We start from the raw sequence: 9642 nt of genomic DNA on the forward strand, positions 1-9642 counted from the left end.
TCGGTGCTGCATTCATGTAAGCAGCGTCACACACTCGCCAGGGGGACTGAAGTACCTAATTCGCGTCGATTCAGAGTTGCTGAGTATTAGTTGACGGACTCATCGCCGTGGGTGCCGAGAGCGCCGCGGACCACCTCGAGTACGCGTGTGAGCTGCGGTGACGTGTCGCCGCGCCGGGTCGCGATTGCGAGAGCCACGCCGGGCGGATCGTCCAGGAGGGGCAGGTAGACGGCCCCGGTGATGTGCAGGTGGCGCACCGAATCGGGGACCAACGCCACCCCGAGATCGGCGGCGACGAAAGACACGAGTGTTGAAGTCTCGCCGACCTCGTGCCGCACCTGCGGAGTGAATCCGGCCCGCGCGCAGACGTCGAGGACCACGTCGAGAACCACGGACCGATGTTGTGACGGATAAGTGATGAACGGTTCGTCGGCCAGATCTGCGACGGTGATGCCCCCGGTCCTGGAGGCGAGCGGATGGGACTGGGGGACCACCGCGATCAACGGCTCCGTGCGAACGGTCTCGTGATGGAGGTCGGGGTCGTGGACGGGCGGGCGGAGGAAACCGAGATCGATCGTCCCGTCGTGGAGCGCGGCGGCTTGACTGGGGGTCAGCATCTCACCGTGCAGATCGAGTTCCACCCCGGGCAACTCGGCGCGCAGAAGTCGGGCAAGACTGGGCAGCAACTCGTAGGTGGCGGATCCGGTGAAGCCGATCCCGAGCCGTCCCAGGCGGCCGTCTGCGATCCGGGTGGCTTCGGTGCCTGCGGCGTCGACTGCGTCGATGACGGCTCGGGCTCGCTCCAGATAGCGTTCGCCTGCTTCGGTGAGTTCAACTTTCCGCGTGGACCGCAGCAGCAGTGTGACGCCGAGCTCTGTCTCCAACTGTTTGATCTGTTGTGACAGTGGGGGCTGGGCGATGTGCAGGCGGGCGGCGGCCCGGCCGAAGTGGCACTCTTCCGCGACGGCGATGTAGTACCGGAGATGACGCAGTTCCATAGTCGTCCTACTCATACTCACGAGATCTGAATTTGTGCCCCAACAGGTAATGGCACATCTTTATCAGGCTTCATACGCTGGTGGCATGACAATCCTGGAGAGCGCTGGAAGCGTTTCGGTCGCCTACGACGTGATCGACGGACCCACGCCGGATGCACCCGTCGTCCTGCTGTCCAACTCGATCGGTTCCACCCGCTCCATGTGGAATCGGCAGACGGCCGCCTTGGCCCGTCACTTCCGCGTGGTCCGTTACGACACGCGGGGCCACGGCGAATCGCCGGTCCCGGCGGGTCCCTACACGATCGACCAACTCGCCGACGACGCCGTCGGGCTCCTCGACAGGCTCGGAGTGCGTTGTGCACACGTCGTCGGACTGTCGCTCGGCGGCATGACCGCGATGTCCCTCGCAGCCCGGTACCCGGACCGCGTCGATCGTCTCGCGCTGTTGTGCACCAGTCCCGCGTACGACGACGAAGTCGCCTGGCGTGCGCGCGCGGCGACAGTTCGTTCGCAGGGCACGTCCGTGATCGCTGCTGCCACCGTGGGACGGTGGTACACGCCGGCGTTCCTCGAGTCGGAACCCGAGCGAGCTGCAGCCGCGGAAGCGATGATCTCCGGTATCCCGGCGGAAGGGTATGCCGCATGCTGCGAGGCGATCGCCACCATGGACCTGCGTCCGCTCCTTCCGACGATCACCGCGGCGACTGTATGCATCGCGGGAGCGGACGATCCGGCGGCGCCGCCCGCCGTTCTCGAGGCGATCGCTCGAGCGGTCCCGGGCGCGCGGTTCACCGTGATCGAATCGGCCGCGCACCTCGCGAACGACGAGCAGCCCGACGCCGTCGTCGCCGCGCTGCTCGCTCATCTCCTCGGCTGACTCCGATCGCATCGCATCAGACGGTGAGTTTGTCCCGAAGTTCTGCCGCCGCGACTCCGTACGTATGTGTGATGACCGCTCCGTCCGCGCCGCAGTCGATGACGGCCTCTGGCGTGAAGACTCTGCTGACGCAGGCGACACCGGTCAACGGATAACTGCATTCCGGTACAAGCTTCAGGCGGCCGTCGCGAGTCGACAGCGTCATCATCACGAACACCTGCTTGGCTCCGATTGCCAGGTCCATCGCTCCGCCCACCGCGGGTATGTCGTCGGCGGCGCCGGTGCTCCAATTCGCCAGGTCGCCGCTGAACGACACCTGGTAGGCGCCCATCACGCAGATGTCCAGGTGGCCTCCGCGCATCATCGCGAACGAGTCTGCGTGGTGAAAGTACGACGCTCCCGGAAGCTCGGTGACGGGTACCTTGCCCGCATTGGTGAGGTCGGAGTCGACGTCGACTCCGTGCGCGGCCGGGCCCATCCCGAGCATGCCGTTCTCGGTGTGCAGGACCACCCCGGAATCAGGGCCCAGGTGGTCCGCGATTGTCGTAGGTTGTCCGATGCCGAGATTCACGAATGCCCCGGGCGGGATGTCCTCAGCAATGCGGGCTGCGAGGCGCGCTCGATCGAGAGGCCCGGTGGTGTGCTCGACAACGCCGTCGGCGATGCGGATGGTCGCTGAGGGATTGGACATCATCGGGCTCCTTGCACGGAAAGACGACGAGACGGTGCGGTGAGCACCCTGTCCACGTAGATCGCGGGTGTCACGACGGACTCCGGGTCGATGGTTCCGGTGTCGACGACCTGATCGACCTGAACGATCGTGGTGGCCGCGGCGGCCGCCATCACCGGCCCGAAATTGCGGGCGGTCTTGCGGTACACGAGATTCCCCATGCGGTCGCTGCGGTCGGCCGCGATCAGCGCGACGTCACCGTGGATGGGGTACTCGAGGAGGTAAGTGCGACCGTTGATCTCGCGAATCTCCTTTCCTGCTGCTAGCGGTGTGCCGACAGCGGTAGGGGAGTAGAACGCCCCGATCCCAGCGCCCGCCGCGCGCATGCGTTCGGCGAGATTGCCCTGCGGCACCACCTCGAGTTCGACCTCCTCCGACCGGTACAGCTGATCGAAGACCCACGAGTCGGACTGCCGCGGAAATGAGCACACCACCTTCGCGACCCTGCCCGCAGCCAACAGAGCCGCGAGTCCCTGGTCGCCGTTGCCCGCGTTGTTGCTGACGACCGTCAGCCCGGAGGCGCCCTGCCTGATGAGGCCGTCGATGAGGTCGAACGGCATGCCGGCGAGTCCGAAGCCACCGATGAGCACCGTCGCACCGTCGGGGACGCCTTCGACTGCGGAGTCGACGTCGTCACCGTGGAAGGTCGCCGCGCTCATTCCATCGCACCGATGTCGGACGGATGAGTGGCCAGGGGCGTCACTTCGATCGACATGTACTTGAACAGGGGAAGGCCCCACAGGATCTCGTGGAGGCGTTCGTTGTCGGCGACGTCGAAGACGGAGATGTTGGCGTATTCGCCCACACAGCGCCAGATGTGCACCCACTCCCCGCCGCGTTGAAGCTCCTGGCTGTAGGCCTTCTCGGCGGCTAGCGTCTCGGCTGCGACCTGCGGGTCGAGGGTGTCGGGGATCGCGACGTCCATCCGGACGGCGTAGAGGGGCATCAGCGTAGGCCTTTCATCGTGGTGAACTGTGTGGGCGCCGGGTCGCTCGTCACGCGTCGGTCCGGTAGTGCGCCAGCTTGTCGGGATCCACGGCGACGCCGATGCCGGGGCGGGTCGGTACTTCCATTGAGCCGTCCACGATGGCCAGCGGTTCCGTGAGCAGGTCGTCGGACATGTCCAGGAAGTTCGACAACTCCCCGGCCCGCCGTGCGGAGGCGGCGTGTGCGCATCCGAAGACGACCGTGCACGCGGTGCCCAACTGGGTGTCGATCTGGTTGCCCATCACGACGTCGACGCCGAGCCCACGGGCGAGGTCGAGGACTTCTGAGGAACCGCTGAAACCCGTGCGGGAGGTCTTGATCGACACCGCGGTCGCCGACCCGGCGAGGAGTTCTCGAGTCACTTCAGCCGGCGTCGCCGCAGACTCGTCGGCGACAAAGGGAACCGTCGTCTGATTGACCAGCCATCGTCGACCGAGGACGTCGTCGGCGGGGCACAGCTCCTCGGCGAGGGTGAGTCCGACATCCTCGAGTTGGCGGAGTGCACGAGCCGACTCCGCAGCAGTCCATCCGCGGTTTCCGTCGATGTACAGTTCGGCTTTGTCGCCGAGCGACTGACGCAGGGCACGGACGACTTCGACATCGGCGTCGATCGGTCGGCGACCGACCTTCACCTTGAAGGTGGTGATCCCGTACCGATCGCGCATCCGCGTCGCCTCGTCGACCATCACCTCGGGGGTGTCGAACCCGAGCATGTGACTGACTCGCATGCGGTCGGTGTAGCCTCCGAGAATCCGGCTCACCGGCGTCGACCACGCCTGACCGAGCACATCCCACAACGCCATGTCGATGGCGGCCTTGGCGACGGGATTTCCGACGGTCCGCCCCAAGCGCTCTCGGACCAGTTCCCGCCGAGTCGCGTCGAGGCCTACGAGCGCCGGCTCGAAGATCGATTCGATGACGGCGACCACCCCGCGCTGGGTCTCGCCGTACGTGAACGGTCGAGGAGGGGCGTCCGCGGTGCCGAACAACCCTCCCTCCGTGTGAACCCGGACGAGCACATGCGAGGCATGAGTCACTTCGCCGGACGCGAAGCGGAGCGGTTTGCGGTAGGGGATGCAGTACGGGATCGCCTCGACTGCCTTGATGGTGAGGTCGGTCATCACCGGCTCCCTCTCCTGACTGCCCTACTGTTCGGGGTCGAGGACGAAGTCGTAGACGGTGACTTCGCCTTCGGCGTCGGGGTTCGGTTTCGGATCGAGCATCAGTTCGGGCTTCACCGCTGATGCGATGTCGTCACCGTTGTGCGGGTCGCCCGGGAAATACAGCTGGCTGGTGATCAGCTCGTAGCCGGGAGCACTCACCTTGAAGTGGAGGTGAGCCGGGCGCCACGCGTGCCAGCCCGCCGCGGCGATCAGCTGACCGCACGCGCCCTCGGTCGGGATCTGATAGGGCGCGGGGCGCAGCGTGTGGATCTCGAACCGACCCTCGTCGTCGGCGATCCAGGTGCCGCGCAGGTTCCATTCGGGGAGGCCGGGGGCGAACTGCGAGTAGAAGCCCAGGTCGTCGGCGTGCCACAACTCGAGTTTTGCACCGCCGAGAGGCGTGCCGTCGACCGCGCGGACCTGGCCTTCGAACACCAGCGGGGTACCGGGTTCGCCGTCGCGCATCGGGATGGTTCCGTTCCACGGCAGTTCCGGTGCGTCCTGCACGTAGTACGGACCCTCGATGGTGCCCTTGGTGCCTTCGCGATGCTCACTGGCGACCTCCTCCACCGCGTGCTCGATCCAGACGTCGAGGAACAACGGCCATTCACCGTCTTCACCGACCTTGATCAGCCAGGCTTTGAGGGCGTTGTACTCGGCGTAGCTGACCTTCTCGTCGAGGACGGTGTCGGTGACGGCTTTGATAACGCGGGACGCCAGCGTGTCGACGCGGCGTGTATCGACAACTCCGGCTCGACCGCCCGCCTGCTCCATCCGTTCGCGGAAGCGTGCCGAGGCGTTGGCACCGGAATCGGCGGCTTTGGCTCCGACCTCGGACTGGTAACTGGTGTCGGTCATGGTTGTTCCTTCCGTGGCGCTGCGGGGCTTGGGCACAGCGAGGTTGATGGCGTGGTGGAGCGGGAGTTCGTCGATCGTCGTTCAGGCGGGACGTATCGCAGGCCTCGGAACGATGCGCTGCGTGCGAAGACCTCGGGGGACAGCGCGCAGCCGCGGTGGGCGGCCATGCGCAGCGCGAGTCGGAGGAGCATCTTTATGTCTCGGGGAGTGATCTCGGGGAACCCGTCGACGAGATCGTCGAGCAGACCGTCGGCAAATGTGACGTCGTGACCAGCGGCGAGGGTCTGCCAGATCAGACGGGCGTCGTCGGGAGTGGGTGCGGTGTACTCGATGACGGCCGCGCAGCGGGCGAGTATCGCTTCGTCGACGCCGTCGATCCGATTCGTGGTGAGGAACAGCAAGCCGTCGAAGTACTCCAGGGTGCGCAAGAACTCGGCGACGATGGCGTTCTGAACCAGGTCGAAGCCGCGCTCGGCGACGAACACGTCGGCCTCGTCGAGGATCAGGACCGCTCGCCATCGCTCAGCGCGATCGAAGATCACCTCGAGGTTCTTGCGCACCGCCTCCGGGGTGATGCCGAGGGAACCGGAGTGAATCGAGTACAGCGGCCGTCCGATCACCTCGGAGTAGACCTCCGCGGTCAATGTCTTGCCGACTCCCGGTCGGCCTTTGGCGAGGACGACGTTGCCTGCCGACTTTCCATCGATGATGTCGCCGGTGAACACCGAGATGTCGGTCGTCAAGATGTCGAGGAGCTCTCGGTGTTCGGCGGGTAGGACGAGCTTGTCCTGGAGTTGCTCGTCGTATCGGTACCCGATCAGGTCGGCGGTGTTGACGTCGAGGAAGTCCTGCGCCGAGAGGTCGAACACCCGGACGGCGGTGATCACCGGGACGGGTCCGTACTCGCCGTCGCCGTGGAGTGCGGATCGGGTGACATTGCGCAGCGCGCTGATCTCGTCGGCCGCGACGTCGTGAATCACCTTTCGTCCGGACCGCACGTTCGGCGACTTGTAGTCGTCGGTCCGCAGGGCCCGTCCGGTGAACGTGTACTGCTCGCCGAAACCCTGGTCGATGAGGGTGTCGAAAGCATCGCGTCGTTCCTGGTAGGCAGCTTTGAGCTGAGGGGTCTCCTTGTAGGCGCCACCTGCGGTGAATATGTCGGCAGGTGTCTTCCCGACGACTTCGGTCTCGTCGAAGTACAGGATCCGCGGCGCACGTGATGGCCGCTTCACCGTCGGATTGTCGGCCTCGGTGGTGACCTTCACTCGGGCTCCGCGGGTCCGGTCTGCATGTTCCATCGAGATCGCGGTCACCAGATACGGGTGGAGATGGCCGTCCGACTCGCGGACGTACAGCCACCCGTCGATGAGGTCGGTCTGGAGAAACGTTCGGAGGATCTCGGTGGCGGAGTCGATGTGCGGAACGGGTGCGAACGAGCCGCTGCGGGCGGCGAGAACCGCGCCTGCGACACGCGCGAAGTCTCGATCGCCTGCGCGCTCTGCAGTGCCGATGAGATCGGCCAACGCGGTGTCGGTGAGGTCGGGACCGGCGACTGTCAGTTCACTCGAACGCCAGGACTGCGCTTGGCGGCGAGAGGCGGCGAGGTCGTCGCAAGTGGAGGCGGCGACAACAGCGGTCGGTGCGACGAACATCCCTCTCCTCTCGCAGTGATCACACGCGGCTTTCGACGTGCTGGGGATCACAGTATTGGCGAGAAAAGGAAGTCAGAAGTACATAGTTTCGATGGATTAATCCTCCTCGAGTATCAATCGAGGTGATGGCGGCCTACGAGTGTCGAGCGCGTCGTCGCTCAGCGACCGAAACGTTGGCGGTAGTCGTCTGCGACGGCGTCGGCGCGCTGGATCTGGACTGCGTCGACAAGCGAGGCGTCCAACCCGTTGTTGATGAGGAGATGACGGCGGTAGACGCGGATCAGCGCGATCTGGAAGTACACGAACGGGATCAGGATCAGGAGCATCATTCCGCCGCGAAGCAGGAGCGGGCCGGGGATGAACCAGAATCCGACGAGCAGTGGAATCAGAGGGATCAGCCCGCGGACGATGTACCGGCGCACGTGGCCGGGCCCGGTGAGATCGTTGCGCACCCACTCGCGCATCGAGGTGGGCAGCGGGCGTCCCAGCAGGTAACCGATCTTCTGCAGCAGTCCCGGACGTGTCGCGCTCATAGGGGAATCATCCCATGTCGCGAACTTCGTCCAGCAACTCGGGACCGTTGTTCGACACCCGGTTGACCAGCGGTGACACCTGCCGGATCGCGATCCGCTCGACGAGTTCGAGCGCGGGCGGCGCCAACAGGGCCGGGTCGGCGGGGGAGTCGGGGTCGAGCCACGCGTCCCAATACTCGATCGGCATGATCAGCGGCATCCGATGGTGCACGTCGGTCAACGGGCCCACGGCGTCCGTCGTGATGATGGTGGTGCTGGACACCCACGCGGAGTCGTCTCCGGCGGCCCGTGCCTCGGCAGGCCGCCACGCCGCCCACAGACCGCCCATGAACAGTCGGGTGTTGTCGTCTGGCGACATGAAGTAGGGGACCTTCGTCGGCTTGCCGTTCGCACCGACCGGCCCCGCCTTCCACTCGTACCAGCCGTCCATCGGGACCAGGCAGCGCTTGCCCTTGAGGGAGTTGCGGAACGCGGGCTTCTCCGAGAGCGACTCGGCACGCGCGTTGAACAACAGCGGCCCCTTGCCCAACTCCTTCGTCCACGACGGCACCAGGCCCCACCGCATCGCCCGGACCCGTCGAGCCGGGTCGTCGTCGGGACTTCCGTGTTCGTGGCGGTCGACGACCGTCATCACCGTGGTCGTCGGGGCGACGTTGTAGTTCGCCGGAGCGAAGGATTCGGGGACCACCTCGTTCCGCGCGTCGAGTTCCGCCGCCAACTTCGCCGGATCGGTTGTCACCGCATAGCGTCCGCACATGCCGTCCATGCTGGCACGGAACAAGTAGCGGTCGCGAGGCGTTGCACATCCCGCAGCCGTCGAAATCACGACGGAGAACGACCAGGAGGTGAGGGACCCGGTGACGACAGCGACCGTGACAGCCCTGGAACCGAAGATGTTGATCGGGTGGCCGGTAGACTCGTCCGAACAAGCGTCGAGTGAAGGGAACCCCGTGGCTGAAGAGAGCGAGCGCGACCAGACGCAGGCCGAGCTCACCGAGCGGTTCGAACGTGACGCGCTTCCGCTGCTCGATCAGTTGTACGGCGGCGCCCTGCGGATGACCCGTAATCCGGCCGATGCCGAGGATCTCGTGCAGGAGACGTTCGTGAAGGCGTTCTCCGCGTTCGCGTCGTTCCGCGAAGGCACGAACTTGAAGGCGTGGATGTACCGCATCCTCACCAACACGTACATCAACTCGTATCGGAAGAAGCAGCGGCAGCCCGCGCAGTACCCGACCGAGGAGATCACCGACTGGCAGCTCGCCGCCACGGCCGAGCACACGTCGACGGGACTTCGCTCCGCGGAGATCGAGGCGCTCGACGCCCTTCCCGATCAGGAGATCAAAGACGCCCTGGCCCAACTGCCCGAGGACTTCCGGATGGCCGTGTACTACGCGGACGTGGAGGGCCTGCCCTACAAGGAGATCGCCGAGATCATGGACACTCCCATCGGAACCGTGATGTCCCGACTCCACCGTGGTCGTCGCCAGCTGCGCGACCTTCTCGCCGACGTCGCGCATGAGCGTGGCATCGGCCGCACCGACGAGGTAGTCCGATGAACGCAGGCATTTCCGATCGTGACGAGCAGTTCGAGAACCTCGACTGCTCCGCCGTCGTTGCAGACATCTGGCTGCTGTTGGACAACGAGTGCGACGCAGGGGCGCGGGAGCGCCTGCAGGGGCATTTGGACGGCTGCCCGTCGTGCTTCGAGCATTTCGGCGTGCAGCGTCAGCTGAAGGCGCTCGTCAGCCGCAAATGTGGCGGCGACTCCGCTCCCGAAGGTCTCCGCGAACGCCTCCGGATGGAGATCCGCACGTCGGTGACCATCCGGCAGACTCCCGGATAAC

At 65.6% G+C, this 9642-nt stretch carries 12 protein-coding genes; 3 read left to right on the forward strand and 9 right to left on the reverse strand.

The genetic code is table 11. The features are described 5' to 3' along the window. Nucleotides 1-86: 86 nt before the first annotated feature. Nucleotides 87-998, reverse strand: coding sequence for a LysR family transcriptional regulator (locus WFK36_RS02710; protein ID WP_336789458.1), 912 nt, complete (start codon nucleotides 996-998; stop codon nucleotides 87-89). An 85-nt stretch (nucleotides 999-1083) separates the two neighbouring features. Between WFK36_RS02710 and pcaD the strand changes: the two genes are divergently transcribed. After that, the gene (pcaD, locus tag WFK36_RS02715) at nucleotides 1084-1875 is read left to right on the forward strand and encodes a 3-oxoadipate enol-lactonase (protein ID WP_336789460.1); all 792 of its coding nucleotides are present in this window, start codon (nucleotides 1084-1086) and stop codon (nucleotides 1873-1875) included. Between the two features lie 16 nt (nucleotides 1876-1891). Here pcaD and WFK36_RS02720 read toward each other — a convergent pair whose 3' ends face one another. The 8 genes from WFK36_RS02720 to WFK36_RS02755 all read right to left on the reverse strand — a co-directional run bounded on the left by WFK36_RS02720 (nucleotide 1892) and on the right by WFK36_RS02755 (nucleotide 8555). After that, nucleotides 1892-2566 (reverse strand): 3-oxoacid CoA-transferase subunit B, encoded by a 675-nt coding sequence (locus WFK36_RS02720; RefSeq protein WP_336790937.1) that lies wholly within the window; start codon nucleotides 2564-2566, stop codon nucleotides 1892-1894. Further along, the gene (locus WFK36_RS02725) at nucleotides 2566-3264 is read right to left on the reverse strand and encodes a 3-oxoacid CoA-transferase subunit A (protein ID WP_336789462.1); all 699 of its coding nucleotides are present in this window, start codon (nucleotides 3262-3264) and stop codon (nucleotides 2566-2568) included. Before WFK36_RS02725 ends, WFK36_RS02720 begins: the two co-directional genes overlap by 1 nt. Next, nucleotides 3261-3551, reverse strand: a complete 291-nt coding sequence (gene catC / locus WFK36_RS02730; RefSeq protein ID WP_336789464.1) for a muconolactone Delta-isomerase — start codon at nucleotides 3549-3551, stop codon at nucleotides 3261-3263. The genes WFK36_RS02725 and catC overlap by 4 nt, the downstream gene beginning before the upstream one ends. Nucleotides 3552-3600: 49 nt before the next feature. Further along, nucleotides 3601-4713 (reverse strand): mandelate racemase/muconate lactonizing enzyme family protein, encoded by a 1113-nt coding sequence (locus WFK36_RS02735; protein WP_336789466.1) that lies wholly within the window; start codon nucleotides 4711-4713, stop codon nucleotides 3601-3603. Nucleotides 4714-4737: 24 nt separating this feature from the next. Then, nucleotides 4738-5613: a catechol 1,2-dioxygenase gene (gene catA / locus WFK36_RS02740; protein ID WP_336789468.1), complete on the reverse strand. Its 876-nt coding sequence runs from the start codon at nucleotides 5611-5613 to the stop codon at nucleotides 4738-4740. After that, a complete protein-coding gene (locus tag WFK36_RS02745; RefSeq protein WP_336789471.1) occupies nucleotides 5610-7265 on the reverse strand; it encodes an ATP-binding protein in 1656 nt (551 codons plus the stop codon). Before WFK36_RS02745 ends, catA begins: the two co-directional genes overlap by 4 nt. A gap of 158 nt (nucleotides 7266-7423) precedes the next feature. Beyond that, nucleotides 7424-7798 (reverse strand): DUF5313 family protein, encoded by a 375-nt coding sequence (locus WFK36_RS02750; protein ID WP_008375863.1) that lies wholly within the window; start codon nucleotides 7796-7798, stop codon nucleotides 7424-7426. A 7-nt stretch (nucleotides 7799-7805) separates the two neighbouring features. Continuing rightward, on the reverse strand, nucleotides 7806-8555 hold the full coding sequence (locus tag WFK36_RS02755) for an SOS response-associated peptidase (protein ID WP_336790939.1): 750 nt from the start codon (nucleotides 8553-8555) through the stop codon (nucleotides 7806-7808). A 136-nt stretch (nucleotides 8556-8691) separates the two neighbouring features. Here WFK36_RS02755 and WFK36_RS02760 point away from each other — a divergent pair, with 136 nt between their 5' ends. Further along, a complete protein-coding gene (locus tag WFK36_RS02760; RefSeq protein ID WP_052005271.1) occupies nucleotides 8692-9354 on the forward strand; it encodes a sigma-70 family RNA polymerase sigma factor in 663 nt (220 codons plus the stop codon). Then, nucleotides 9351-9641, forward strand: coding sequence for a mycothiol system anti-sigma-R factor (gene rsrA, locus WFK36_RS02765; RefSeq protein WP_008375860.1), 291 nt, complete (start codon nucleotides 9351-9353; stop codon nucleotides 9639-9641). Before WFK36_RS02760 ends, rsrA begins: the two co-directional genes overlap by 4 nt. The last annotated feature ends 1 nt before the right edge of the window (nucleotide 9642 follow it).

Origin of the sequence: Gordonia malaquae (assembly GCF_037148075.1) — a bacterium.
Taxonomy (GTDB): Bacteria; Actinomycetota; Actinomycetes; order Mycobacteriales; family Mycobacteriaceae; genus Gordonia; species Gordonia malaquae.